The sequence below is a fragment of the Neobacillus fumarioli NBRC 102428 genome, assembly GCF_001591485.1.
Taxonomy (GTDB): domain Bacteria; phylum Bacillota; class Bacilli; order Bacillales; family Cytobacillaceae; genus Neobacillus; species Neobacillus fumarioli.
In genome coordinates this window covers 1-24,269 of record NZ_BCUZ01000019.1, presented here as the reverse complement: position 1 = coordinate 24,269, position 24,269 = coordinate 1, and the positions used below count along the sequence as shown (strand labels likewise).

28 protein-coding genes, 1 tRNA gene, 1 pseudogene and 1 other annotated feature are annotated in these 24,269 nt (G+C 38.7%); of the genes and pseudogenes, 19 read left to right on the top strand and 11 right to left on the bottom strand.

The window, feature by feature from the left end:
• Positions 1 to 73: 73 nt before the first annotated feature.
• The 8 genes from qoxA to dsdA all read left to right on the top strand — a co-directional run bounded on the left by qoxA (position 74) and on the right by dsdA (position 7,167).
• Positions 74 to 988, top strand: coding sequence for a cytochrome aa3 quinol oxidase subunit II (gene qoxA, locus BFU02S_RS05435; RefSeq protein ID WP_066367671.1), 915 nt, complete (start codon positions 74 to 76; stop codon positions 986 to 988).
• Between the two features lie 19 nt (positions 989 to 1,007).
• Positions 1,008 to 2,993 (top strand): cbb3-type cytochrome c oxidase subunit I, encoded by a 1,986-nt coding sequence (locus tag BFU02S_RS05430; RefSeq protein WP_066367644.1) that lies wholly within the window; start codon positions 1,008 to 1,010, stop codon positions 2,991 to 2,993.
• 12 nt (positions 2,994 to 3,005) lie between these two features.
• On the top strand, positions 3,006 to 3,611 hold the full coding sequence (cyoC, locus tag BFU02S_RS05425) for a cytochrome o ubiquinol oxidase subunit III (protein WP_066367642.1): 606 nt from the start codon (positions 3,006 to 3,008) through the stop codon (positions 3,609 to 3,611).
• 1 nt (position 3,612) lies between these two features.
• Positions 3,613 to 3,921, top strand: coding sequence for a cytochrome o ubiquinol oxidase subunit IV (cyoD, locus tag BFU02S_RS05420; protein WP_066367640.1), 309 nt, complete (start codon positions 3,613 to 3,615; stop codon positions 3,919 to 3,921).
• A 211-nt stretch (positions 3,922 to 4,132) separates the two neighbouring features.
• The gene (locus BFU02S_RS05415) at positions 4,133 to 5,017 is read left to right on the top strand and encodes a COX15/CtaA family protein (RefSeq protein ID WP_066367638.1); all 885 of its coding nucleotides are present in this window, start codon (positions 4,133 to 4,135) and stop codon (positions 5,015 to 5,017) included.
• Positions 5,018 to 5,197: 180 nt separating this feature from the next.
• The gene (locus BFU02S_RS05410) at positions 5,198 to 5,473 is read left to right on the top strand and encodes a hypothetical protein (RefSeq protein WP_066367636.1); all 276 of its coding nucleotides are present in this window, start codon (positions 5,198 to 5,200) and stop codon (positions 5,471 to 5,473) included.
• Between the two features lie 102 nt (positions 5,474 to 5,575).
• A complete protein-coding gene (locus tag BFU02S_RS16285) occupies positions 5,576 to 5,674 on the top strand; it encodes a YjcZ family sporulation protein (RefSeq protein WP_084360995.1) in 99 nt (32 codons plus the stop codon).
• Positions 5,675 to 5,829: 155 nt separating this feature from the next.
• Positions 5,830 to 7,167 carry a D-serine ammonia-lyase gene (dsdA, locus tag BFU02S_RS05405; RefSeq protein ID WP_066367634.1) on the top strand — a complete coding sequence of 446 codons (1,338 nt, stop codon included), beginning with the start codon at positions 5,830 to 5,832 and terminating at the stop codon, positions 7,165 to 7,167.
• 46 nt (positions 7,168 to 7,213) lie between these two features.
• Here dsdA and BFU02S_RS05400 read toward each other — a convergent pair whose 3' ends face one another.
• From BFU02S_RS05400 to BFU02S_RS16650, 3 genes are all read right to left on the bottom strand, one after another.
• Positions 7,214 to 7,513 carry a hypothetical protein gene (locus tag BFU02S_RS05400; protein WP_066367632.1) on the bottom strand — a complete coding sequence of 100 codons (300 nt, stop codon included), beginning with the start codon at positions 7,511 to 7,513 and terminating at the stop codon, positions 7,214 to 7,216.
• A gap of 163 nt (positions 7,514 to 7,676) precedes the next feature.
• On the bottom strand, positions 7,677 to 7,850 hold the full coding sequence (locus tag BFU02S_RS16655) for a hypothetical protein (protein WP_157075862.1): 174 nt from the start codon (positions 7,848 to 7,850) through the stop codon (positions 7,677 to 7,679).
• 57 nt (positions 7,851 to 7,907) lie between these two features.
• On the bottom strand, positions 7,908 to 8,060 hold the full coding sequence (locus BFU02S_RS16650) for a hypothetical protein (protein ID WP_157075861.1): 153 nt from the start codon (positions 8,058 to 8,060) through the stop codon (positions 7,908 to 7,910).
• A 474-nt stretch (positions 8,061 to 8,534) separates the two neighbouring features.
• Here BFU02S_RS16650 and BFU02S_RS05395 point away from each other — a divergent pair, with 474 nt between their 5' ends.
• The 3 genes from BFU02S_RS05395 (at position 8,535) to BFU02S_RS05385 (ending at position 11,384) form a co-directional block, all read left to right on the top strand.
• Positions 8,535 to 9,074, top strand: a complete 540-nt coding sequence (locus BFU02S_RS05395) for a YwrJ family protein (RefSeq protein WP_066367629.1) — start codon at positions 8,535 to 8,537, stop codon at positions 9,072 to 9,074.
• A gap of 56 nt (positions 9,075 to 9,130) precedes the next feature.
• Positions 9,131 to 10,531: a DUF2642 domain-containing protein gene (locus BFU02S_RS05390; RefSeq protein WP_066367626.1), complete on the top strand. Its 1,401-nt coding sequence runs from the start codon at positions 9,131 to 9,133 to the stop codon at positions 10,529 to 10,531.
• Positions 10,532 to 10,721: 190 nt separating this feature from the next.
• Positions 10,722 to 11,384 carry a YwrJ family protein gene (locus BFU02S_RS05385; RefSeq protein WP_066367619.1) on the top strand — a complete coding sequence of 221 codons (663 nt, stop codon included), beginning with the start codon at positions 10,722 to 10,724 and terminating at the stop codon, positions 11,382 to 11,384.
• 158 nt (positions 11,385 to 11,542) lie between these two features.
• Here the strand turns inward: BFU02S_RS05385 and BFU02S_RS05380 are convergent, their stop codons facing one another.
• Positions 11,543 to 11,929: a VOC family protein gene (locus tag BFU02S_RS05380; protein WP_066367617.1), complete on the bottom strand. Its 387-nt coding sequence runs from the start codon at positions 11,927 to 11,929 to the stop codon at positions 11,543 to 11,545.
• Between the two features lie 392 nt (positions 11,930 to 12,321).
• Positions 12,322 to 13,107, bottom strand: a pseudogene (locus BFU02S_RS05375) (arylamine N-acetyltransferase family protein).
• Between the two features lie 66 nt (positions 13,108 to 13,173).
• Here BFU02S_RS05375 and BFU02S_RS05370 point away from each other — a divergent pair.
• The 4 genes from BFU02S_RS05370 to BFU02S_RS05355 all read left to right on the top strand — a co-directional run bounded on the left by BFU02S_RS05370 (position 13,174) and on the right by BFU02S_RS05355 (position 14,821).
• Positions 13,174 to 13,851: an SOS response-associated peptidase gene (locus tag BFU02S_RS05370; protein WP_066367614.1), complete on the top strand. Its 678-nt coding sequence runs from the start codon at positions 13,174 to 13,176 to the stop codon at positions 13,849 to 13,851.
• 202 nt (positions 13,852 to 14,053) lie between these two features.
• Positions 14,054 to 14,290, top strand: a complete 237-nt coding sequence (locus BFU02S_RS05365) for a hypothetical protein (protein WP_066367611.1) — start codon at positions 14,054 to 14,056, stop codon at positions 14,288 to 14,290.
• A gap of 59 nt (positions 14,291 to 14,349) precedes the next feature.
• Entirely contained in the window at positions 14,350 to 14,568 is a 219-nt protein-coding gene (locus BFU02S_RS05360; RefSeq protein WP_066367669.1) for a hypothetical protein, read from the top strand.
• Positions 14,569 to 14,587: 19 nt separating this feature from the next.
• A complete protein-coding gene (locus tag BFU02S_RS05355) occupies positions 14,588 to 14,821 on the top strand; it encodes a hypothetical protein (RefSeq protein ID WP_066367608.1) in 234 nt (77 codons plus the stop codon).
• Positions 14,822 to 15,109: 288 nt separating this feature from the next.
• Here the strand turns inward: BFU02S_RS05355 and BFU02S_RS05350 are convergent, their stop codons facing one another.
• On the bottom strand, positions 15,110 to 15,343 hold the full coding sequence (locus BFU02S_RS05350) for a hypothetical protein (protein WP_066367606.1): 234 nt from the start codon (positions 15,341 to 15,343) through the stop codon (positions 15,110 to 15,112).
• 152 nt (positions 15,344 to 15,495) lie between these two features.
• Positions 15,496 to 15,876, bottom strand: coding sequence for a spore coat protein (locus BFU02S_RS05345; RefSeq protein ID WP_235841985.1), 381 nt, complete (start codon positions 15,874 to 15,876; stop codon positions 15,496 to 15,498).
• 171 nt (positions 15,877 to 16,047) lie between these two features.
• On the opposite strand from BFU02S_RS05345, the gene BFU02S_RS05340 reads away from it, so the two are divergent.
• From BFU02S_RS05340 to BFU02S_RS05330, 3 genes are all read left to right on the top strand, one after another.
• Positions 16,048 to 16,121, top strand: a tRNA-Pro gene (locus BFU02S_RS05340).
• Positions 16,122 to 16,393: 272 nt separating this feature from the next.
• On the top strand, positions 16,394 to 17,776 hold the full coding sequence (locus BFU02S_RS05335; protein WP_066367604.1) for a purine-cytosine permease family protein: 1,383 nt from the start codon (positions 16,394 to 16,396) through the stop codon (positions 17,774 to 17,776).
• Between the two features lie 77 nt (positions 17,777 to 17,853).
• Positions 17,854 to 18,801: an alpha/beta hydrolase fold domain-containing protein gene (locus BFU02S_RS05330; RefSeq protein ID WP_066367602.1), complete on the top strand. Its 948-nt coding sequence runs from the start codon at positions 17,854 to 17,856 to the stop codon at positions 18,799 to 18,801.
• Between the two features lie 407 nt (positions 18,802 to 19,208).
• On the opposite strand, the gene BFU02S_RS05325 is transcribed toward BFU02S_RS05330, so the two are convergent.
• Complete coding sequence (locus tag BFU02S_RS05325; protein ID WP_066367600.1) at positions 19,209 to 19,928, bottom strand: YebC/PmpR family DNA-binding transcriptional regulator; 720 nt, start codon at positions 19,926 to 19,928, stop codon at positions 19,209 to 19,211.
• A 163-nt stretch (positions 19,929 to 20,091) separates the two neighbouring features.
• A complete protein-coding gene (gene ilvA / locus BFU02S_RS05320) occupies positions 20,092 to 21,357 on the bottom strand; it encodes a threonine ammonia-lyase IlvA (protein WP_066367667.1) in 1,266 nt (421 codons plus the stop codon).
• Between the two features lie 55 nt (positions 21,358 to 21,412).
• Positions 21,413 to 21,673, bottom strand: a binding site (T-box leader).
• A gap of 171 nt (positions 21,674 to 21,844) precedes the next feature.
• Here ilvA and BFU02S_RS05315 point away from each other — a divergent pair.
• Positions 21,845 to 22,351: a gamma carbonic anhydrase family protein gene (locus BFU02S_RS05315; RefSeq protein WP_066367597.1), complete on the top strand. Its 507-nt coding sequence runs from the start codon at positions 21,845 to 21,847 to the stop codon at positions 22,349 to 22,351.
• 18 nt (positions 22,352 to 22,369) lie between these two features.
• Here the strand turns inward: BFU02S_RS05315 and BFU02S_RS05310 are convergent, their stop codons facing one another.
• Together BFU02S_RS05310 and BFU02S_RS05305 are read right to left on the bottom strand one after the other, a co-directional pair.
• Entirely contained in the window at positions 22,370 to 22,849 is a 480-nt protein-coding gene (locus tag BFU02S_RS05310) for a GNAT family N-acetyltransferase (RefSeq protein ID WP_066367594.1), read from the bottom strand.
• 64 nt (positions 22,850 to 22,913) lie between these two features.
• Positions 22,914 to 24,245: an MFS transporter gene (locus BFU02S_RS05305; protein ID WP_157075859.1), complete on the bottom strand. Its 1,332-nt coding sequence runs from the start codon at positions 24,243 to 24,245 to the stop codon at positions 22,914 to 22,916.
• Between the last annotated feature and the right edge of the window lie 24 nt (positions 24,246 to 24,269).

Sequence of the window (24,269 nt, the reverse complement as noted above, 5' to 3'; positions counted from 1 at the left end):
TTAAGTGAAGGGGGAACTCACATTGAGAAAAGGGATCCAATTTGCTAAATATTCCATCTTAGCGTTATTGGGCATGGTACTGTTGTCTGGTTGTGACAAAAGCCAATTTATTGTGCTGGATCCGAAAGGTCCTGTCGCCCAGCAGCAATTAGAACTCATTATTATTTCAGCTGTTCTTTGTGCCATTATTATTCTTCCGGTTATCGGCATCTTTATTTATATTACTGTCCGCTACCGTGATAAACCGGATAATAAGGCGCCATATCAACCAGAATGGGATGACAGCAGGCTGCTTGAAGTTGTTTGGTGGGGTATTCCGATTATTATTGTTGCTGTACTTGGATTCTTCACTGCAAAAACTACTTTGGCATTAACCAAGCCTCCAGTTAAAGATGTTAAACCAATTGTTGTCCAAGTAACATCTATGGACTGGAAATGGATGTTTACCTATCCGGACAAGAAAATAGCTACTGTCAACTATGCAGAAATTCCTGCAGGTGTTCCGGTGCAATTTATTCTTACTTCTGATGCACCAATGAACTCTTTCTGGATTCCGCAATTAGGCGGACAAGAGTATACAATGCCTGGTATGTCAATGGGGCTATGGCTGCAAGCTGATAAAACAGGCAATTATTTCGGTTCTGGTGCAAACTTTACCGGTAAAGGATTTGCGCATATGCAATTCAAAGTAAAAGCGGTCACACAAGCTGATTTTGACAAATGGGCAGACCAAGTAAAGAAAAACTCTCCTGCCTTAACAACCGCTGGTTATAAAGACTTGTCAAAACCAGGTCTTTCAAAAGAATTAAGCTTTTCTTCTTATCCAAGCGGATTGTTTGAGACCATTGTGAACAAAAACGGTGGAAAATACTATGATCATATGAACCATATGGGTGACAGCATGAATATGTCTGGCATGAATATGTCTGGCATGAATATGTCTGGCATGGATATGTCTGGCATGGATATGAAGTCACAAAATAAATAATTCAGGGGGGAATTATGGCATGAATACATCAGGATTTTTTGTAACAGGCGATCCGATGATATATGGAGCAGATGTTTCTATTGTGTTAGTATCCGTCGCCATTATTTTTTACCTCACCTATTTTAAAAAGTGGGGATGGCTTTGGAGAGAATGGATTACAACTGTCGACCATAAACGAATCGGGATCATGTATCTCATTGCTTCACTGTTAATGTTATTCCGAGGGGGCGTTGACGCGATTTTAATGCGTTTGCAGCTCGCAATTCCAAATGCCCATTTTCTAGAGTCTGAACACTATAATGAAATATTCACTACACATGGAACGATCATGATCCTATTCATGGCAATGCCATTTATGTTCGCTTTATTTAACATGGTTGTTCCATTGCAAATTGGAGCTCGTGACGTTGCATACCCAGCATTAAACGCCATCAGCTTCTGGTTATTCTTCCTTGGCGCTATGCTGTTTAATCTTTCATTTGTTATTGGTGGATCACCGGACGCCGGCTGGCTTTCTTATCCGCCTTTGTCTGAAAATCAATTCAGCCCTGGTCCAGGTCAGAACTTCTGGATTTGGGGTGTGCAGATTTCCGGTATCGGAAGTTTAGCAACTGGTATTAACTTTGTCGTAACGATTCTTAAAATGCGTGCACCGGGAATGCGATTACGTGATATGCCTTTATTTACTTGGTCGGTAATGGCATCTTCCATTGCGATTTTAGGAGTATTCCCTATTTTAACAGTTTCATTGATTATGTTAACGATTGACCGTTTATTCGGTGGACATTTCTTTACAATGACTGCCGGCGGTAACCCAATGATGTGGGTTAACTTGATTTGGATGTGGGGTCACCCAGAGGTTTATATCGTTGTCCTGCCTGCTTTCGGTGTTTTCTCTGAAGTGGTTGCGACATTCGCGAAAAAGCGGATTTTTGGATATGGATCCATGGTATTCTCTATGATTGCCATTAGTGTTGTTTCCTATTACACATGGGTGCACCACTTCTTTACGATGGGTGCCGGAGCTGACGTCAATATCGTCTTCGCCATTTGTACGATGATTATTGCGATTCCGACAGGTGTGAAAGTCTTTAACTGGCTATTTACGCTGTACCGTGGCCGTATTACTGTTACACAACCGCTGCTTTGGTTCTATGCCATGATCCCATGTTTCCTTGTCGGCGGTTCAACGGGTGTTATGCTTGCTGCAGCTCCTGCCGACTATCAATATCATAACAGTTACTTCCTAATCGCCCACTTCCACCAAGTATTAATCGGTGGTGTTGTGTTTGGGTATCTGGCAGGTATGTATTATTGGTGGCCAAAAGTATTCGGATTTAAATTAAACGATAAATTAGGTAAATGGGCGTTCTGGTTATGGCAAATTGGTTTCTATGTATGTTTCATGCCGCAATATGCTCTTGGTTTCATGGGAATGACACGCCGGATTTATACGTATAACCAAACCATGGGTTGGGATATGGGCTGGGCCCCGCTTAACTTTATTTCAACGATCGGTGCATTCCTAATGGGTGCCGGATTTGTATTCCAAGCTTGGCAAATTATTTACAGCATTAAACATGGCGAACGTGATGTTACTGGTGATGCATGGAATGGCCGTACATTGGAGTGGTCCATCCCATCCCCTCCTCCGGCTTACAACTTTGCAATTCTGCCGACTATTAAAGGCCGTGATTCTTGGTGGTATCAAAAACAAGAAATGCAAAATGGCACATACAAACAAGAACCAGTTAAATATGAGCCAATTCATATGCCAAAGAATACAGGAGTTCCTTTCATCATGTCATGTTTCTTCTTTGTAGCTGGATTTGGCTTTACGTTTGAATGGTTCTGGATGGGTATAATCGGATTAATCGGTGTGGCCATTACATTATTTGTCCGCTCCTTCCAATATGACACAGATTATTACATTACAGTAGAAGAAATCGAGCGAACTGAAAAAGCATTACGGAATAACGCTTCGGTTCAGCGAACAGCTAATTAGGAGGTTGAAAACATGCAACAAAGCGTTTCTGCACATGTTTCTGACCATGATCATGGTCATGTTGACCAAGACAGTTTAAAAATATTAGGGTTTTGGATTTTCCTTGTGACTGACTGTTTATTGTTTGGTACTTTGTTTGCAACATATGCTGTTTTGCATACACATACGAATGGCGGATTTACCGGAAAGGAATTTGATATTCCTGGTTTCGTGATTGAAACATTCGTCTTATTAGTAAGTTCATTTACAAGTGGCTTAGCTGTACTTGAAATGCACAAAGGAAATAAAAAAGGACTAATCAGCTGGCTGATTATTACCCTGCTTCTGGGTGCGACATTCGTCGGTCTTGAAATTCACGAATTCGTTAGTATGGCTGCTGAGGGGGCTACAATTTCTACAAGTGCCTTCCTCACCTCCTTCTTCACCCTTGTAGGGACACATGGAGCGCACGTTACGTTCGGTATCTTTTGGATGATTGGCTTAATTGTTCAATTAGCCAAAAAAGGTATCACTTCCGATACCAAACGAAAGATTTCAATTATTAGTCTGTACTGGCACTTTTTGGACGCTGTCTGGATTTTCATCTTCACAGTTGTTTATTTAATGGGGGTAATGTAATATGTCAAACCACGAATCGAACCATGGATCGGTTAAAGCATATGTCACAGGTTTTGTGTTTTCCATTATTTTGACCATTATCCCGTTAGTTTTAGTATTAAATCACATGATGGCAAAAACAGCACTGATGGTTAGCATTTTGATTGCCGCTGTTCTGCAATTTGTCATCCAGTTGTTCTTCTTCATGCATATTCGTGATGGAGAAGAACCTAGATACAATGTTGCGGCATTAATTTTAGGTATTGTCTTCGTTGTTACTATTGTTTCTGGCTCCATTTGGATTATGTCATTTAATTCGCAAGTTCAATAGACATTCGAGGCAGGCAATCCCCTGCCCCGCTAGTAAATACTTCTTTAAGGCTGGCTTCTCGGTGTACAATATTCCATGTGCAAAGAGAAGCCCCTTCTTTATAAAAGAGCTAATAGACAGCTTGAGTTCGCAAAAGGCACTTGAATGTGCCTTGTTCTTTGTTGTAAAGTTCAAGTCCAAGTGAAATTTTTAATTTAAGGACGTGAAAAAAATGCGTTATTTTTGGCTTTCCTTTATTGCGGCCGCTACAATATTTTTAGTAAATATCATTGGTTTTATTGATACAATGACAAATTCTGCAATGGGATGCGGACCTGGATATCCGCTTTGTAATGGGAAACTGTACCCTGATTTCTCTGACTACCATTCCGTCATTGAATATACACATCGTATTGTCGTTGCCCTTGCTAGTATATTATTATTTGTGGTTGCTTTCGTCGCATGGTTTCGTTATAAGTCCCCGAGATTAAAATGGCTTGCTGCTTTTGCTGTATTAGGAATTCTTGGGGAATCGACATTGGGAGCCTTAACCGTAATGGTTGCCCTTTCCCCGTTATTGCTGGCAGCACATCTTGGAGTTGCACTTATTTCGTTTTCAGCATTATTTAATATCGCTTATATCATTTACCATGAGGAAAGAAATCGGCAATATACAGGAAATACGCCTGCTTCCCTCTCAATTTTTTCCTGGGGGACTTTTATCATTTTATATTGTGCCATTTATTTTGGCGGATTTGTGGCGAAAACAGGTTCAGGTGCATACTTCCAGGGATTTCCCTTACCAACTGAACAGCTATCAGAGGCAGGAAATGCATTTTGGATTGATGTCATCCACCGCTTGTTTGCCCTTGTCTTAATCATCCTCCTGCTTGCCTTGATCGCGATGGCGAGAAAATCCCGTGCAGTACGCCCGGATCTCTACTGTCTGAGCTTGATCTCTTTTCTATTGATTATTCTGCAAGGATTGAGCGGGGCTGTTTTAATTTATACCCATTTAAGTTTAGGTTCTGTACTATTGCATATTTCTTTTGTATCATTGTTAGCTGCCACTTTAAGTGTAATTTGTATCCAAAGTACAGGCAGAAAAGCGGAGTAAGCGAAGTACCGACAAGTGCAAAACGAGCCAGTTAGAAGCATTAAAAAGCATGAGCGGTTTCTGCTCGTGCTTTTTTCTTTTATAAAATGAGTTTAAGAAATTATAAAAAATTTATAAAAAAACAATGCCATTTTTCATCTACTTGCATTTACTGTTTTTGAGAGGAGGATGTAATCAAACATGAACGAAAATACATTTTATTATTATGCCCATGAGCATGTGAATGAAGAAGTAAATGTTATTACCACTCAAGGTTCATTTGAAGGCAGGCTTCTTAGTGTAGGTAAAGATGTCATTCTAATACAAAACAGGATGGTACCGCGTCCACTTAAAATAATCATTCGAATTGAAGAAATTGTCGCACTTCACCGTGCAGAATTAGGCCCACGAGGTCCTTTCGGATTCATGCCGCGTCCAAATGAATTGGACGAATCAGGAGAAAGACGGGAAAATTAATCCATTTTTCATAAAATATCTGTGCAAATCTGGCATGATTGTCTATACGTCTTTTTCCCCTTCAACATAAACTGTACTAAAAGATGTTGGAGGTGAAAAAGCATGGGTGGAACTGCTGGAGCAGGTTTTGCTTTAATCGTCGTATTGTTTATTCTCCTTATCATTGTAGGAGCAAGCTATATGGGAGGAATGTTTTATTAAGATAAATCTTAATAAACGGAAATTCCAATAAGCTTAAAACCCTTATTCAATCAACTGTATTGAATAGGGGTTTTTTCAACTTCCTCTCCCCTATTATTTGCTTTTCATCATGATATGGTAAACTGTAAGTATCTAATTATGCTGGAGGCAGAGAAATGAACAAGTTTAAAATACAGCAATGGCTGCATCAATATCCTTTATTCAAAAAGCTAATTTCATTGGAAGAAGTATTTTGGATCAACCCTAAACTTGAAAACTTCCAAACTGGTATTAAGAAGGTGAAATTTGGACTTGAAGATGTACTGGAGGCGCAAAAACGATTACAGCGGTTTGCTCCCTATATTGCCAAGGCTTTTCCAGAAACTCAAGCTGCTAATGGAATCATAGAGTCTCCTCTAGTGGAAATCACAGAAATGCAACATAAGCTGGTTCGTGAATATCAAATTCCGCAATTGGGCAAATGGCTGCTGAAATGTGACAGTCATTTGCCAATCTCAGGATCTATTAAAGCAAGAGGAGGAATATATGAAGTACTAAAATATGCCGAGGATTTAGCTATGAAACATAAAATGCTGACCTTAGAAGATGATTACTCTATTCTAGACAGTGACAGATTCCGCAACTTTTTCTCCCAATATTCTATCGCAGTAGGCTCTACCGGTAATTTAGGCTTAAGCATCGGAATTATCAGTGCAAAATTAGGGTTTAAGGTTACCGTACATATGTCTCTTGACGCGAAACAGTGGAAAAAAGACCTGCTCCGCAGTAAAAATGTCAATGTCATCGAGTATGATTCTGATTACAGCCAAGCTGTTGCTGAGGGACGCAAGCAGGCACAAACTGACTCTTCCTGTTATTTCATTGATGATGAAAATTCACATGACCTCTTTTTAGGATATGCTGTTGCAGCTTTAAGATTAAAGAAGCAGCTAGATGAATTAACTATTCAAGTGGATCAGAATCATCCATTGTTTGTCTATCTCCCATGCGGTGTTGGCGGCGGTCCCGGCGGTGTGGCTTTTGGCTTAAAATTAATATTTCAAGATCATGTTCACTGTTTTTTCGCCGAACCAACTCATTCCCCTTCCATGTTGTTAGGGCTTATGACAGGACTGCACGAACAAATTTCTGTCCAGGATGTCGAGATCGACAATATCACAGATGCAGATGGGCTTGCAGTCGGAAGGCCATCTGGATTTGTCGGAAAAACCATAGAACCGTTTTTAAGCGGCTGTTATACTGTCAGTGATGAACAGTTATTTATATTGCTGAAGGACCTTGCGGATATAGAAGGTATTCATTTAGAACCTTCTGCCCTAGCCGGAATGGCCGGTCCTGGAAAATTGTTCAAGGAAGGCTTGGGTTATTTGCAGGAACAGAAATTAACGGAACAAATGAGCCAAGCTACACACATTATTTGGGCAACGGGCGGCAGCATGGTCCCTAAAGAAATACTTGCTCATTATTATATGAGAGGAAATCAATTTTTGTAATAAAAAAGTAGTAGAATCGGACTTCTTCTGCCGATCCTACTGCTTTTTATTCATTTACACCGTCCTTATAATTTTTCTCCCAATGTTTATCACCTTGGTGTTCAAAATCGGCAATTGTTTTCTCCAGTACATCTAAAAACAGTTTTTTCATTTCATAGATAGTTTCATAAAAAGTTTTTTCTGCTTCGCCATTTATTTTCATTCCAGCCAAAGCATTAGCGGCTGCCAGCTTACGACGTTCCTCTGCCTTTTGGTCCAAAGCATCGAAAACATGTTTAACATACTTTGTTACGTCTCTATGCTCTTTCTTAACTCGTTGTTGGATGTCAGCCACTCGCTTATCCATTATACACCCATCCTATTCCTTTAAAGACTTCCTTTTAATATAGTAAGCTGTGATTTTATTTTCGCAATTCGCTTTGGTGAATCTTATGAAAAATATTTCTCGACAAGATTTTTTAATGGACAAATAGCAGGAGCAGCCATTAGGCAAAAAACAAGCTCGTTCTTTAAACCAGCTTGTTTTTTGAACCTATATATTTATCTTCTAGATCTTCGTGAACCTCTTGTACCTCTTGTTCTACGGCTGCCTCTGCTTCTGCGACTAGGTCTTGATCTACGGCCACTACTGCTTCTGCGAGTGCTCCGTAAATCTCTCGTTCCGCGGCTGCTTCGACTTCCACGGATACCTCTTGAGCTTCTACGTGTATCTCTGCTCCCGCGAGTGCCCCGTGAAACTCTCATTCCACTGCTGCCTCTTGTTCCACGACTTCCTCTTGTACCTCTTGATCTACGACTGCTTCTGCTTCCACGAGAACCGCGGGTCCCTCTCGTTCCGCGGCTGCCTCTTGAGCTTCTTGCCCTACGGCTACTTCTACTTTCACCTGTACCACGGGTTCCTCTCGTTCCGCGGCTGCCTCTTGTTCGACGTGTACTTCTTATTCTTCTCGAACCACGACAGCCTCTGCTTCTGTGCCTTTGTGCCTCTATTGGCTTATTTTCTAAAAAATCTATTACCCCATTCGCTTGAGCCTCAGCAAGTAATTCCTCCATAGTCAACCTCATAACCAAATAGCCACCACTTTCTATAAATATTTTTCATCCATAATTTATGGAAACAAGAAAGAAATGGTTATAGACAAAAATTTATTTTTACAATTGATCCATTCAGCCTCAAAAACACAATTAGCATTTTAAAGAACCATTCAACCAGTTCAATTACAGCATTAAATATATTGTTTTCTTTTTTGCCTATTTTTCCCAAAAAAAAACATGAAAAAAGGCTCCTTTATTAGTACAACATCATGCCATGATACATATAGATGCAGTGTAAATGTTTATTTAACTTAAAGGAGGAAAAACGTTTTATGGATAGAGATATGTTGCGCAGTTTGATCGGAAAAATTATCAAGATAGACCGCGGCGGCCCTGAGTCAAGAATCGGAAAGTTATTAGATGTAATGGACGATCATCTCGTCATCATTACTGAAGATGATGGTGTTGTTTACTACAACACACATCATATTAAAAGCGTCACCGAAAATGCGAAGGAACAGCTTGCATTTCACATAGAAGTTCCAGAAGATTTCGAATATAAAAGAGCGGATACCTTCCATGGCCTTTTGGATTCTCTAAAATTTCAATGGGTGAAAATTAACAGAGGTGGCCCTGAGAAATTGGAAGGTGTCTTGAGTGATGTAAATAATCATTTTGTTTCCTTAATTAATAAAGAAGAAATCGTCCGCCTGTCCATGTACCATATTCGCAATATCAGTTATGGATTAAAGTTAGAAAAAGCAGAAGAAGAAAAATCCGATGATAATCAGGCGAAAATGTCAGAAGAAGAAAGACAACAGCTACGTAACCGAATTGTCAATTCGGAATATGCCAGAAATAAAGAAAGGTAACACCATGTCGCTTCTCGAATAGAGAAGCGACCATCCATCTAAAGGAGGATAAAAAAATGGGTGTAGATCATTTTTTATCTACATTAGATTCATTAGTCGGCTTTAATGTTAACTTATATGTTGGAGAAAATGTTTATAAAGGTAAGCTAATTGGTGTGGAATCGGATCATGTCATTATCGAAAATGAAAATAATTACATCTTTTATTACAACATCAATCAGATTCAAGCCATCACCAAAAATACGAAACAATTTCAAGGTGAGGAAACAACCACTGATTATCTGAAAACACAAAGCTTACGTGAACTCTTACAGTCACTGGCTAATTCTTGGGTCACAATTTTTTGCATTAGCAAGCAAAAATTTACTGGAATTTTAACGAATATTGGTTCAGATTATCTCACACTAATTAATGGTTCAGATGGTATTTTGATCCAACTTCACAATGTTTCTAATGTAATTAAAGGCGAATTAAAAGAAAACGAAAATACCGAGTCAGAAGAAGTGGAAAATCAAATAAAAGCACAAACAGAACAACTTAGCTATGCAAGTCCTGTAGTATTGGATGAAGAATTAGTTTCGACTCAAAAAATAGAAGATGCAGAGGCCGCATCTGAATTAAAACACAAAGCTTCTATTGAAAATGAGCAACAAAAACCAGCTTGGTCCCAGCCAATCAAACAATTCCCAGAAGAACAAATAGAAATGCTTTTAGGAATAACAGCAGATCAAGAAGAAACCATTTCAGTGGGAGACGTGTTAGAATATCATGCAGAACCAATAATCCAGGAAGAAATGGAACAGACTGAAAAAAACTGGTCCCAACCGATTAAAAATTTCCCGGAAGAACAATTAAAAGTTAATTCGACCATACCGACAGAACAAGAAGAGTCTGTTGAAAATGTAACTTTAACATCAGTGACACCTAAATATCATGCAGAACCTATCATCCCGGAAGTAATTGAACAGCACGAAAAAGATTGGGCCCAGCCTGTTAAAATGCAAATTATTCCGGAAAAGCCACGAAAACAGGAAAAAAATTTCGAAGAAGTTGCCTCCATTTCGGAAACGGAGCAAACTCAAGCAGAACCATCAATCAAAGTGATCAAAGAGGAAATGAAGCAACCTGGAAAGGTATGGTCACGTCCGATCAAAAATAATAATGATAAACTAAATGAGGCAATATCTAAAAAAATGAAAAAGGAAAAAACAGTTAACACCTCTAAGATGAAGGAGAATAAGAAGCCAGTAAAAGAGATAAAGGCCACACAAAAACAGGAAACAAAAACAGGAAATAAAGCACAGGAAGCAAGTCTAGATAAAAAGAATGAACCTAGGCAAACAGAACAGCCGGTTAGAGCATTCCGATTTTTAGGTGAACCAATTCCTCCCCGTGAGCTTAACCGTCCAAGCATTTTCGACGGATGGTTCAGTCGAAACAGAGATCCAAGATTTTAATGAATTTGTTTTGTTCTTAATCATGAAAACTTCTTATGAACATTCCAAGACAGTTCATAACTTGATCAATCATATGAAACGATGAGCAGGGCAAGAAAAATAAGCAGACTTATAGGTATGAATGGTAATTATGTTGTATGCCCTTCTCATTTCGATAAACAGACGGTCATGGAAAGGATGTGATGTGAGAATGAAAGAAAATATAGGAAAATATATAAAAATCGAGATATCCGGTAAGAAATTTTTAAATGGAAAGCTAATCGATGTCGGCAGTGATTTATGGGTTATATTTAATGGAATTGATTATCTTTATATCCCCACGATCCATATCCAAAATTGGCAGATTTTAAAACAGGATGAAATTGATGAAATTACCTTTACTGATGAGCCAGAACCTATCTATAATCACAATGAAGAAATTTCTTTAAGAAAAACACTTACATCAGCGAAAGGAATTTTCACAGAAATATATGTTACAAGTAAACAAGCACTGCATGGCTATATTATTAGCATAATGAATAACTACTTTGTTTTTTACTCCCCGATCTACAAAACAATGTTCATCTCACTCAGCCATTTAAAATGGTTAATTCCATATACAAATAACCAGCGTCCATACGGTTTAAGCAACTCCAGTCTTCCAGTCAATCCGAGCAATATAACCTTTGCAAGATCATTTGAAGTGCAAATCGAAAAATTAATCGGCGAACTAATTGTATTCAACATCGGAGAGAACGAAAATGTAATGGGCCGCATCCAAGCAATCAAAAACAACTTTGTCGAACTCATCACCGCAAAAGAAGAACCCATCTACCTCAACCTCCAACACATAAAAACCGTACACATGACATAAAAGTGGTGTCACCATGGTGTCAGGCACCACTCGTGGACAAATCGCAGTTTTGTCCGTCTGGAGTGGACATTTTGATAAATAGGAATGGCTGTTTCCAAAGGATGCAATAATCTAAGGAAACAGCCCAATTTTTTTCTTTATTTTTGATGATTCAGGTTCTAAATAACGCCGTAAGGGTCGACAACTTTGGCGTATTTTGCTCCCCAAAATGTGTCCTGCAGCTCCATGTGAACTTTCCCTCTTTCTTTTAGTGCATCGTATATTTTTTGAATTTCTTCCTCTGATTCCAAATCCAAAGCCAATGAAATATTATTTCCGATTACAATCGACTGTCCCGGAAAACAGTCTGAAGCCATGATAAACAAATCGTCCTTTTTAAATTGCGCGTGAATCAGTCTGTCATTTGCATTAGGGGCATCCTTATATCCTGCATCGGCATAAGTTTGCAAGTTTAATAATTCCCCGCCAAAAATACTCTTATAAAACTCTAAAGCTTCTCGGGCATTTCCATCAAACATCAAATAAGGAGTTGCTTGTCCTTTCATATTGAACACTCCTTTCAATTTAACATCCATATTATTTACTACATCTGTCTCATTAAATCCTGCAAGAACAAAAATTTATTTGGTCATGCCAAATGTTTCAAACGAAAGCCCAACACTTATCTGAGTTTACTAAATTGTTTGTCTTTTCCCACAAAAAAAGAACCTTTGGAAAACCAAAGGTCCAATCTAGAGCTTAATGGTTTCAAATAAGCTCTCACATTAGGAGGTCTAAACTCAGAAGAATTTAAACAAGTTTATTTTAACATTTTCTTAATATTCTTTCAATGTTTACAACAGTAAAGGATAAAAGTAATCAAAAAGACGCAGATAAATATTAGATCACTCAGTAAAGTCGTCATGATATTTTACAAATATTAGAGAATTCGTAATGGTTAATTCACTTCAATTCCAAAATACTGCTTTGCCATCTTTTTAAAATTAGTCTGATCTACCTGCGTCTTTACTTCCCTCCCATCAATCCATTGTGTTAAGGATGTATCTGTTAATGTCAATATTCCATGTTCTGTAAATTTTGTGAGTAATGTTCTTTTATTAAACGGAGAAGCTGGGCTCTCAGCGATGACTTGCTGGACCAAATTTAAATCACAAACGCCCTTTACAGGATCAGCAAGGTCAAAGGCATATCCTATAACCCAATCTGAATCCCTATTTTTTTACTTCATCTCCAAAATATAATCTCCAAATTCACTCTTCTCCTTCCGAACGCGAAACTCCCCATTCCTGGATGTGACAATTGTACTGTCAACCGGGACAGGTTTTAACGGGCAGTTTCCGCCAAATCCGGTATCAACGACAAAGTTTTTCTCTTTATAAGTTAAAATATTTAAAACATGCGTCCTTCCGGTTGGACTCCATTCATTGGAACTACGGTTGAAAACTACCCCAAATACTAAAATCGCATTGAACCCATTTTCTATTAAAAAGGCATTAAGAAGTGAATTTAATTCATAACAAAGACCGCCTTCATTTCTTACTAAAATTTTCTCACTAACATTTTCTTTCGTTATATCTTTTAAGTTGTTTTTCATAATACATAAATTTTCGAATGGAATGGTTTTTGCTGTTTTTTCAATAATTTCATGCAATCGATCAAAAGTGACTGTTTTATCCTGCGAAAATCGGATTCTCGCTCGAAATAATTTATTGATAGTATTCATTTTTCAGCCCCCCATTTTGTAAACCAATTTGCTAAAATATACATAAACCAACCACGAGGTGATTTTATGTGCGGCCGCTTTACATTAACAGCCACGATTGAAGAAATAATCGACCGATTTGCCATTCAATCTTTCTTGGAAGAAGAGAAATATTCCCCTAGCTATAATATAGCACCTTCACACCAAGTTTTAGCAATTATAAATGACGGAAAATGCAATCGAATGGGCTATTTACAATGGGGTCTGATTCCACCATGGGCAAAAAAGTCATCAATCGGCCATAAACTGATTAATGCCCGTGCTGAAACACTTCTGGAGAAACCAAGCTTCCGTAATCCTTTTAAAAAGAAACGGTGTTTAATTATTGCCGACAGCTTTTATGAATGGAAACAGCACGATGGACAAACAAAAATTCCAATGCGTATTAAACTGAAATCCAGTAAATTATTTGCGATGGCTGGACTTTGGGAGAAGTGGCAATCCCCTGAAGGAAACTCGATTTTTTCCTGCACTGTGATCACAACCACACCCAATAACTTAGTGGCAGACATTCACAATCGAATGCCAGTTATATTAAAACCTAAAGATGAAAAACTATGGCTAAACCCGGCTGTCACCGATTTGAATATACTTCAGAAACTCCTAGTTCCATATGATGAAAACCAAATGGAAGCGTACGAAGTGTCAGCGCTCGTGAATTCACCGAAAAATAATTCGATCGAACTGATTCAAAAATTATGTTAGTGAAAAATTTTTGCTGAAATGGACATGTTCACTACATGCAAGTCCACTAACCGGCATATAACTGTATTACCCATTAAGTTTTTCCTTCTTTATTAAAAGTGGCCGCCGCCACTTTCTTTTTTTTGGCGGTCTTATTCCTCACTCATTTGAATATATTGTAAAAATACAATTCAAGTTTTTCCTCAAGAAAGGAGCTTCGGGGATGTTTTTTCTTCCGACAAAGGTCAACATTGTGAATATGGATATTAATAGTACAGAACATAAGAGCAACGTATCCTTCGGGTCTAATTTTATAACCAGAAAATATATTCAGGCAAAAAAGAACCAAGCCTTTGGTCAACAATTAGCAGATTTCTCCGCAGTCGTTATCCCAATCGGGATTACATTTGATGAAGAATTAATTGACGCTCCTGTAATTAAATTAAATCGAAACATATAAGATGATCAATTGTTTGTACAAATATCTGCAAGGGAGTGATGTAATTGAATATTGCGCCTATGACTATCAATTTTTTAGGATTTAAGGTCAATACATTGGACCATTCATCTCTTATAAATCTAGGTCCTAATCAATTCATTGATCAATTTGTATCCTACAAACGAAATCAGGGGGTTGGTGAACAAAACGGGGATATATCACCTATTTATATTCCGATTTCTTGGGTTGTCGATCCTGATCTGACCGACAGTAATTCAGGGAAAAACAGCCTAATTTAATTTTTAAAGGGGTGATAAGTTGCTATTTGCACCGATGGCCGTGAATCTTGGAAATATAAAAGTAAATTCCATTGATCATGGATCCCTATTAAATATGGGGCCTAATCAGCTTACGGATCAATTTGTTTCATACAAGCGAAATCAAGGGTATGGTGAACAAAACGGAGATTTCGTACCAACCATCCTCCCAATATGTACCATCTATGACTCCGACTATATTGACAGCTGGACCGGAAAAGAAAGTTTTATATAATAAGCAGCTGGAATACTCTTCTGGCTGCTTTTTAATAAAGTAAAAACTCCATTTCCTCATGAAGGACATGGAGTTTCTTAAATCTTTAATTTTCCTTTTTTCAATTTAATCATTCTATTGGCCAACCTTTTTCCTAATTTAAGACCCCTTTTTAAAAGGTGAGCAATCCCTTCGAAGATGACTTATAAAATAAATTCACCGATTACCTCCAGAAAAAAATGCATTGGAATCCCTTCTTCAAACCTATTTTATGAGGATATTATACAATGCAGTTTAGTCTCTTACAATCTAATTTTGTTGAATCGTTTCTTGTGAATTTCCCCATTCAACTACTTCGTAAATGCCCAGTACCTCTCCCTTTGCTTTTTCAAACACCTCAAACGAACCATCTTTTGAGAATGAAAGAATATAATAGGAAGGCGTGTCACTTAAAATTCTATAGGAACTGACTTCCCCATTCTTCATTTCCACCATATAAACTTTACCTGGAACAACCTCATTATTCAGTGCTAAATTTTTCAATAATGACTCAACTCCTTCATATAGTTTTAATATTCATTATATCACGTAATTATTAAATAATTTTGATAATTTTTATTAAATGAAGAAAAAAGGGGCAAAGCCCCTTTGAGTTAATAATATTTATCAATGTTCTATGCTCATCTCAGTTCTCATTAGAAACCAGTTGTGCCTCCTCCAATTCCACCCATTCCAGGGGATCCTGGGAAATGTCCTGTTGTTCCCGGATACATGGTTCCCATGCCAGTCATTCCTGGGTAGCCTCCCATTGTTCCTGGATAACCACCTGCTGTTCCCATGCCAGGATAGATCCCCATTGTTCCTGGGTAGCCTCCCATTCCACTATAGCTCATTCCTGGATAGCCGGTATAACTGGTTCCTGGAATTCCGCTAAAACCGCCAAATCCACTATAACCATGATATCCTGGGTATCCGCCCATTACGCCGCTATAACCAGGATAACCTCCCATACTTCCGGGTAGGAATGGATATCCCCCCATACTTCCCATACCACCCATTAATCTAATATCATTCACTTGAGCATCCTCCTTTAAATAGGTTACAGTCTAGACTATGTTAAAATCAGGAATAAGCATGGGCGGATGCCCTGCATTTTTTATACAAAATGGATGGAGTTTTTTAAGAATCATTGTTTTAACTGTTGATCAAAAAGATAAATTTTTATATACTAAAGATGTCAATTTTAACGGGAAGTAGCTCAGTTTGGTAGAGCACTAGTATGGGGTACTAGGGGTCGCAGGTTCAAGTCCTGTCTTTCCGATACAACTTAAAGAAACCCGGCTTTTACTAAAGGCTGGGCTTCTTTATTTGATCATTATGCTTAGCCCATTTTTTGTCTATTCGCGAAGGAAACATTTAACTATCTAAAAATCGTTAAATAAACCTAATAAAAATGAAGATAAAACAAACATGACTGTTAATAAATATTTAGAATTTTAACATTATATAAATAAATCATCCTATTTCTCCCCTTTCGCTTTTAGTAAAATGATAATGAAAACGATTTCTTGTTTTTTCGAAGGGGTGGATTGGATGAATATTGAAAAGAGAACAATTGAATTTATTCCTGAAGAAGAAAGGCATGGCAGTGTCCGCAATTTATTTTCCATCTGGTTCAGCGCTAATATGCAAATTACGACACTTGTTACTGGTGCACTTGCCATTGAATTTGGTTTATCGGTATTTTGGGGGATTGTGGCTGTATTAATTGGAAATTTACTTGGTGCCATTTTTATGGCCTCCCACTCTGTACAAGGCCCAAAACTGGGAATCCCACAAATGATCCAAAGCCGAGCACAATTTGGCGTAGTTGGCGCAGTCGTTCCACTTTTAATCGTGATCCTAATGTATCTTGGTTTTTTTGCCAGCAGTACAGTACTCGGTGCTCAAGCAGTCAGCAGTGCATTTTCAATTCCGTTGAATTGGGGAATTGTAATCATAAGTTTCATCGCCCTCATAATCACCCTTTTTGGCTATGATTTAATTCATAAACTGGAAAAATATTTCGCTATTATTTTTGCTATTGTATTTGTTTTTGTCACGATCCTTGTGTTTCAATTGCCAATGCCTGCGCATATTTGGACCCCAGGCCATTTTACTGCAGGAACTTTTTTATTAACGGTCAGTATCGCAGCCACTTGGCAATTAACATATGCCCCATATGTTGCTGACTATTCTAGATATCTGCCAAGCAATACACCATCATCCAAAACATTTGCTTATACGTATGGTGGAACAGTCATCGGTACCGTATGGATGATGACCTTGGGGATTTTGTTAACCGCAATCGTACCAAAGTTCTTAAATAATTCCAGTGCCGGTCTTGCGAAACTTGTTGGTCCACATTTTGCCGTCATTATGTATCTTGTCATTGTCCTTGGTGTTTTGGCAGTAAACGTGCTTAACCTTTACGGTGCCTTTATGTCGATTACCACAACATTAGAAGCTTTCACAAAGTTAAAAGCTACCACAAAAGCACGTTTCTGGCTTGTCTTTACTACCGCTCTGATTGGAACGATTTTAGCAATCTGGGGACATGGTAACTTCTTAAATAATTTTGAGAATTTTATTCTGTTACTTTCCTATTTTATGGTTCCGTGGACCGCAATCAATTTAATCGACTATTATTTATTGCGCCGCGGCGAATATAATGTCTGGGATGTATTTAATGCAAATGGACAATACGGAAAATTTAATTGGGTTGCCATCATCTCCTATGTTATATCTGTTATTCTTGAAATTCCATTCGTCAATACCACCATGTACGTTGGGCCGATCTCCAAAGCGTTAGACGGAACAGATATTGCCTGGATTATGGGCTTGGCAGTTCCATTGGTTCTCTACTATCTGCCTATAAAAAAAAGATTAAATCAAAATACGGAACAAATTTTAAATCAGAAAAACCAAACATTCTAAGTGCAAAACAGGCAGTCTCTTTTGCGGGGACTGCTTGTTTCATTAACAGTACTTTACTTGATTACGATGTATTCTTTATGACATTATTAAAGCTGGAAGAAAAAAAGTCTGGAAGAAGTGATTGTTCAGTGAGTCTGATTATAGAAAGAATGCTCGAAGAATTTAAAGCAAAAAAAAGATTTTTATTAGACGAGAAAAATCTTAAGGATTTAATGGAGCAAAAACGGGTGGAAAATGCAAAACCATATGTTTTACCGAGCTACCTGCAACAAAAATTCCGCATTACAAGAGAAACAACCGATGGGATGGATAGCTACATTTTGAAAGGAAGCGACCACCTAGGTGAAACATACATCTTGTATCTACACGGCGGTGCTTATATAAGTCAGCCAACACCGGAGCATTGGAAATTCCTGCACAAATTAGTAACGAGGATAAATGCCACCGCGATTGCACCAGTTTATCCCAAAGCACCGAACCATCAGTTTCAAGAGTCATTTGAAAAAGTCCTTCCTATTTACGAAAGAGTATTGGCAAAAACGGAATCGAAAAACATTGTCCTGATGGGTGATTCATCTGGCGGTGGATTTGCTTTAGCGTTGGCACAAGTTTTACAGGAAAAAAGCCTTCCGCAGCCAGGAAACATCATCTTGCTTTTTCCCTGGCTTGATATTACAATGACAAATCCGGTTATTGAGGAACTGGGTCTAGAGGAAATAGATCCAATATTAGGAGTAAAATATTTAGCCGCAGCAGGAAAAGCCTATGCCGGAGAGGCAGATCCGGCATGTCCTTTGTTCAGCCCAATTAATGGACCATTAACGGGTTTAGCGAAGATGTCTGTCTTTGTTGGTACACATGATATCCTTTTGGCAGATGCCCGCAAACTGAAGCAAAAAGCGGATAAGCTTGGAATCGATATCAATTATTTTGAATTCCCCAATATGATCCATGGGTTTACCCACACTCCATTTCGGGAAGCGAAACAGGCGTTTGAAATGATTATTGATATTATAAAAAAATAAAATATCAGGGGAAAACTCGACAGCATCTATTTTTGAATATGACTACATGATCGTGTTTTGTCTTTCATACCATTGAAGAAGAACATTTTCCCGGATGATCGTAGTCAGATTTGTCCTTCATGAACCGGATGAAGGACAGTTTTCCTATCGCTCAATAACCTTTTGTCTTTCAGAACCCTGATGAAGGATTTTTTCCTTGGTAATCGGTTCCTGATTTATCCTTCATGGATTAGATGAAGGATATTTTTTCTGTTGCCCGACAACCTTTTGTCTTTCATATACCGGATGAAGGCGTCACTTTGTTACACAATCAGTGCTTGGTCTTCAAAATCCCCTCCTATTGATCCAGCGCTTCCACAAAAAAAAACGCATAGGAATTCAAATAAGAATTCCTATGCGTTTTTTGTTTATTCACTTAAATCAACATTATGATAAACCTGCTGCACATCTTCCAAGTCTTCTAAGGCGTCGATTAGTTTTTCAAACTTTGCTTTTGCATCTTCTGGAAGGGTAATTTCATTTTGTGCGAGCATGGTAAGTTCGGCAACAGTAAAATCCGTTACGCCTGCCGCTTTGAAAGCTTCCTGAACGGCGTGGAATTGATCTGGTTCAGCATAAACAATAACTTGGTCATCTTCAGCGATAATATCACGGGCATCTACATCTGCTTCCATTAAGATTTCTAATACTTCTTCTTCTGTTTTTCCTTCTACGCCGATAACAGCTGTAGCATCGAACATATAGGCAACAGAACCGCTGACACCCATGTTGCCGCCGTTTTTACCGAAAGCAGCGCGAACTTCGGAAGCAGTACGATTTACGTTATTCGTCAGGGCGTCTACAATGACCATGGAGCCATTTGGTCCGAAACCTTCATAACGAAGATTGTCGTAGTTCTCGTCGGCACCGCCTTTTGCTTTTTCAATAGCACGGTCGATGATATGCCGTGGAACATTGTATGTTTTTGCCCGTTCAAGGACAAATTTTAATGCCTGGTTCCCTTCCGGATCCGGTACACCTTGCTTGGCAGCAACATAAATTTCACGGCCAAACTTTGCATAAATCCGGCTCGTATTAGCGTCTTTTGCCGCTTTTTTATCTTTAATGTTGTTCCATTTACGACCCATACAGTACACTCTCTCTTTCTCATTTCTCAATATTATATCGAAAATTTAATTTGATTTTTTCACAAATATAATTATACCTCATTTCATATTTTTGTTAAGTGTCTGAACCGAAAATCATAACAAAAAGACCTTCAACGAATGAAAGGTCTCCGATCATGTCATTTTAGACAAGCATTTGATATAACGTACTGTCTTTATTTACTTCCCGATATAAAAACCCTTTTGCTTTAATGCGTTCCATCAATGGAAAATAGTCCGCTTTATCCTTTAACTCAATCCCTACCAGCGCCGGACCGGTTTCGCGGTTATTCTTTTTCGTGTATTCGAAATGGCTGATATCATCATTCGGACCAAGGACATCAAATAAGAACTCTCGCAATGCTCCGGGACGCTGTGGGAATTGGACAATAAAATAATGCTGCAGTCCTTCGTAAAGCTTGGATCGCTCTTTAATTTCCTGCATCCGTCCGATATCATTATTCCCGCCGCTAATAATACAAACAACAGTTTTGCCCTTGATTTCTTCCGCATATGTATCTAAAGCGGCAACAGATAGGGCCCCGGTTGGCTCGGCAACGATCGCATTTTCATTATATAGCGATAAAAGCGTTGTACAAACCTTCCCTTCCGGAACAACAACAATGTCGTCAACTACCTCCTTGCAAATGTTGAATGTCTTTGTACCAACTGTTTTCACTGCAGCTCCGTCGACAAATGGATCAATTTTTTCCAGGGATGTTACGTCACCGTTTAAGAATGATTCCTTCATCCCAGGAGCTCCTTCAGGCTCTACCCCAATTAATTGTGTTTCAGGTGAATAATGTCTTAAATAGGTTCCTACCCCGGAAACAAGTCCACCACCGCCGATCGCAGCAAAGAGATAATCAATTTTTTCCGGACAATCGTTAAGAATCTCGACACCTACCGTCCCTTGCCCTGCAATGACATCAAAGTCATCAAACGGGTGAATAAATGTGCGATTTTCTTTGACGCAGCACTCCATTGCTTTTTCGTAAGCATCATCAAATGTATCACCGACGAGAACAACCTCCACACTGTCCTTTCCCCAAAATTTAACCTGATTGACTTTTTGCTTTGGGGTGGTACTTGGCATGAAGATTTTCCCGTTAATTTTTAAATGATGACAGGAGTAGGCAACCCCTTGGGCATGATTGCCGGCACTTGCGCAAATAATTCCATGCTGCATTTCTTCGATACTTAGTTTTTTAATCCGATTATAGGCGCCGCGAATTTTAAAAGAACGGACACTTTGTAAATCCTCACGCTTTAAATATATGTTGCAACCATATTTTTCCGATAATAGATGGTTATATTGCAGCGGTGTCGGGGAAACCGCATCCTTGATTGTATGACTGGCAATGATGATATCCTCTACAGTAAGTGTTCGTTTTTCAACTTGTTGGTTCATTGTATTCCCTCCGTTATTTAAATCCTTCATTTATACAACAAAAAACCCGCCCCCTTATAGGGACGAGTTACCTCGCGTTACCACCCTACTTCCGCAAGGCTGAAATGAAACCTTTTCACTTGCGGCGCTCCATCAACGTACCATTCCAACGATACGTGTTCCTTTTAACGGCGGACAATCCCGGTATAGCTTACTGGCTAGTGTTCAGCTATACATCTCAGAGATGATTTTCAGATCGTCCTGCCACCGGCTCCCACCAGCTGCCGGCTCTCTTGAGACACGGAACCAATCCTACTCTTCTCGTCATCGATTGATGATTAATTTGAATTTAGGTTACCATCGAAAAAAATATATGTCAATATATTTTGACTATTTTCTATATTAAGACAATTATTAAAGCGCTTTCACAAAACCTTGTACTGCCCCAATAGAAAAATTATGCTATAATAACAATAGCAAGATAATTCTGAAGGTTAGGAGTGTTATTATGATTATACCTTACAAAGGCAAAACTCCTTCTATTGATGAATCCGTTTTTGTCGCACCAGGTGCCTATATCATTGGGGATGTAACCATTGGAAAAGGTTCATCAGTGTGGTTTAATGCGGTACTACGTGCTGATGACGGCCCTATTATGATTGGGGAAAGATGCAGTATTCAAGATAACACCACGATCCATATGTTTGAATCTTGTATGATTGAAGATGATGTAACAGTTGGGCATAATGTTGTACTGCATGGTTGTAAAATTGGAAAACGTACCATTGTCGGAATGGGCTCAACGATTCTAGACAACGTGGAAATCGGTGAAGAATGCATCATTGGGGCACACACATTGCTTGCAGGAGGCATTAAAATCCCACCCCGCTCCCTTGTTCTCGGTTCACCCGGGAAAGTAGTGAGGGAACTAACCGAAAAAGATTTGCAAATGTTGAGAACATCAAGTGAACACTATGTGCAAAAAGGAAAAGAGTTCATAGAAATTTTAAAATAGCAAGGAAAATCCACCCTGTCAGGTGGATTTTCCTTTCTTTATTTTCTTTTCATATTCAATAAGGATGAGCCGCTCATTTACGGCAAATTCCCCAGTCTTCCGATAGCCTAGCTTTTCATAGAAATGCCGGTTTCTTCGATTATCTTTTGGCGTATCTAAACTCCATGTTTTCACTTGCGGAAATTTCTTTTCGATTTGTGCTAAGATTTTCGACCCTAGACCTATATTTTGGTACGATGGGCTTAAGAAAATACGAAATAATCGATAATGTGTATCAGATACTTTGACAATACAAACGCCCCCGGCAATTTTACCGTCTACAAACATCGTATAATGATAAGAATGATTGATTCTATATTTAAAAAAATCGATCGTTTCAGTCGCCGGACTGGTGTCATAATCCTTGTATTTCTTTAAATCAGACGCAAATACTTCCCTTTGAATCGAAAGCAACTTATCCGCTTCCGTTAAGCTTGTTTTATTAATTTTAACTTCCATCGCCTTCCCCCCGGATTCATTTCCATCAGTATATGAAAACACCAGGGGACTGACGTCAAAAATTTTACCCTTCGTTCTCACGATAGCTTGCGGTTTTGGAAGGAATCCAAAAGCTCAACAAAACGGTTACTAAACTTAGAATAAATGCATATAAAAATACATTTTGCATCCCTTCGGCAATCGTTACTGCGTGATTTATGATTAAGCCCATCACCATTACCCCGATAGATGTGCCGATATTTCGTAGAAACATTTGAAGCGATGTGGAAAGCCCTTTAATATTTGCCTCCGCAAACTCCTGTGAAGCAATTGTTCCTACTGCAAATAATAGTCCAAATGAAAACCCCTGCACTGTTAGAATCATAAACAAAGGAAAATAGGATAATTCTTTGATAAATAAGAACAAGGCCAAACCAGTCAATGCCGTGATGAAGCTTCCGATAATGAACAGATTTTTATATCCAAAGCGCAAGATCCACTTACCGGCAGGCGTACTGCCAAACATCCACCCGAGGGCAATACTAAGCAAAATAAGCCCACTTTTGTAAATACTCATATGACTGCCTTCTTGCAGATATAAAGGGATAAAATTGGATGTTCCAAAGAATGAAAGACAATAAAAGAGCATGAACAGGTTTGTCGTTAAAATCCCTTTGTTTTTAAACAGAGTGACAGGAAGAAATGGATAAGTTTCTTTTCTTTCTACCAATACAAAAACTAGTAAACCAATGATACTAATAATTAGGTACCAAATGGGATTCTTAACGTTTGTAGACAAGAGTAACAGGGTAATGGAAATCCCAAACAGAAAAAAACCTTTATAATCAATATATGTCTTTTTGAATTCACTCTTCTCTTGATATGGAATTAAGCAAAGAATCGTAGCTATTCCAATTGGAATATTAATAAAGAAAATCCATCTCCAAGTTAAGGCTTCTACAAAGAATGAACCCATCACAGGCCCGATGATGGATGAAATTGCCCATATACTGCTGAAAACGGCTTGAATCCGACCGCGCTTTTCGATTGTGTACAAGTCACCAACGATAATCAACGATAGCGGAATCATTCCTCCGGCACCCAATCCTTGAATACCTCGATAAATAACCAGTTCTATCATGGAATGGGCAATTCCGCAGAGGATCGACCCAATGGTAAATAAAGCAACAGAAGTAATCAATAACCGCTTACGCCCATACATATCCGACAACTTCCCGTATAACGGAACCGTCACAGTACTTGCCAGCATGTATACAACGAAAATCCATGCAAATAATTCCATGCCGCCCAACTGCTTGACAATGGTCGGGCTTGCAGTTTGCATTACGTTCGCATCGAGTGCAGAAATAAGCGTAGTAATCACTAGCCCCCAAAATACATAAATATTTCTTTTCATATGAACCCCCCTGAAGTCACCACC

Bases quoted from the DNA above. Each gene is read 5' to 3' on its own strand.
- qoxA (WP_066367671.1), top strand. From the start codon at position 74: ATGGTACTGTTGTCTGGTTGTGACAAAAGCCAATTTATTGTGCTGGAT.
- BFU02S_RS05430 (WP_066367644.1), top strand. From the start codon at position 1,008: ATGAATACATCAGGATTTTTTGTAACAGGCGATCCGATGATATATGGA.
- cyoC (WP_066367642.1), top strand. From the start codon at position 3,006: ATGCAACAAAGCGTTTCTGCACATGTTTCTGACCATGATCATGGTCAT.
- cyoD (WP_066367640.1), top strand. From the start codon at position 3,613: ATGTCAAACCACGAATCGAACCATGGATCGGTTAAAGCATATGTCACA.
- BFU02S_RS05415 (WP_066367638.1), top strand. From the start codon at position 4,133: ATGCGTTATTTTTGGCTTTCCTTTATTGCGGCCGCTACAATATTTTTA.
- BFU02S_RS05410 (WP_066367636.1), top strand. From the start codon at position 5,198: ATGAACGAAAATACATTTTATTATTATGCCCATGAGCATGTGAATGAA.
- BFU02S_RS16285 (WP_084360995.1), top strand. From the start codon at position 5,576: ATGGGTGGAACTGCTGGAGCAGGTTTTGCTTTAATCGTCGTATTGTTT.
- dsdA (WP_066367634.1), top strand. From the start codon at position 5,830: ATGAACAAGTTTAAAATACAGCAATGGCTGCATCAATATCCTTTATTC.
- BFU02S_RS05400 (WP_066367632.1), bottom strand. From the start codon at position 7,513: ATGGATAAGCGAGTGGCTGACATCCAACAACGAGTTAAGAAAGAGCAT.
- BFU02S_RS05395 (WP_066367629.1), top strand. From the start codon at position 8,535: ATGGATAGAGATATGTTGCGCAGTTTGATCGGAAAAATTATCAAGATA.
- BFU02S_RS05390 (WP_066367626.1), top strand. From the start codon at position 9,131: ATGGGTGTAGATCATTTTTTATCTACATTAGATTCATTAGTCGGCTTT.
- BFU02S_RS05385 (WP_066367619.1), top strand. From the start codon at position 10,722: ATGAAAGAAAATATAGGAAAATATATAAAAATCGAGATATCCGGTAAG.
- BFU02S_RS05380 (WP_066367617.1), bottom strand. From the start codon at position 11,929: ATGAAAGGACAAGCAACTCCTTATTTGATGTTTGATGGAAATGCCCGA.
- BFU02S_RS05370 (WP_066367614.1), top strand. From the start codon at position 13,174: ATGTGCGGCCGCTTTACATTAACAGCCACGATTGAAGAAATAATCGAC.
- BFU02S_RS05365 (WP_066367611.1), top strand. From the start codon at position 14,054: ATGTTTTTTCTTCCGACAAAGGTCAACATTGTGAATATGGATATTAAT.
- BFU02S_RS05360 (WP_066367669.1), top strand. From the start codon at position 14,350: ATGACTATCAATTTTTTAGGATTTAAGGTCAATACATTGGACCATTCA.
- BFU02S_RS05335 (WP_066367604.1), top strand. From the start codon at position 16,394: ATGAATATTGAAAAGAGAACAATTGAATTTATTCCTGAAGAAGAAAGG.
- BFU02S_RS05330 (WP_066367602.1), top strand. From the start codon at position 17,854: ATGACATTATTAAAGCTGGAAGAAAAAAAGTCTGGAAGAAGTGATTGT.
- BFU02S_RS05325 (WP_066367600.1), bottom strand. From the start codon at position 19,928: ATGGGTCGTAAATGGAACAACATTAAAGATAAAAAAGCGGCAAAAGAC.
- ilvA (WP_066367667.1), bottom strand. From the start codon at position 21,357: ATGAACCAACAAGTTGAAAAACGAACACTTACTGTAGAGGATATCATC.
- BFU02S_RS05315 (WP_066367597.1), top strand. From the start codon at position 21,845: ATGATTATACCTTACAAAGGCAAAACTCCTTCTATTGATGAATCCGTT.
- BFU02S_RS05310 (WP_066367594.1), bottom strand. From the start codon at position 22,849: ATGGAAGTTAAAATTAATAAAACAAGCTTAACGGAAGCGGATAAGTTG.
- BFU02S_RS05305 (WP_157075859.1), bottom strand. From the start codon at position 24,245: ATGAAAAGAAATATTTATGTATTTTGGGGGCTAGTGATTACTACGCTT.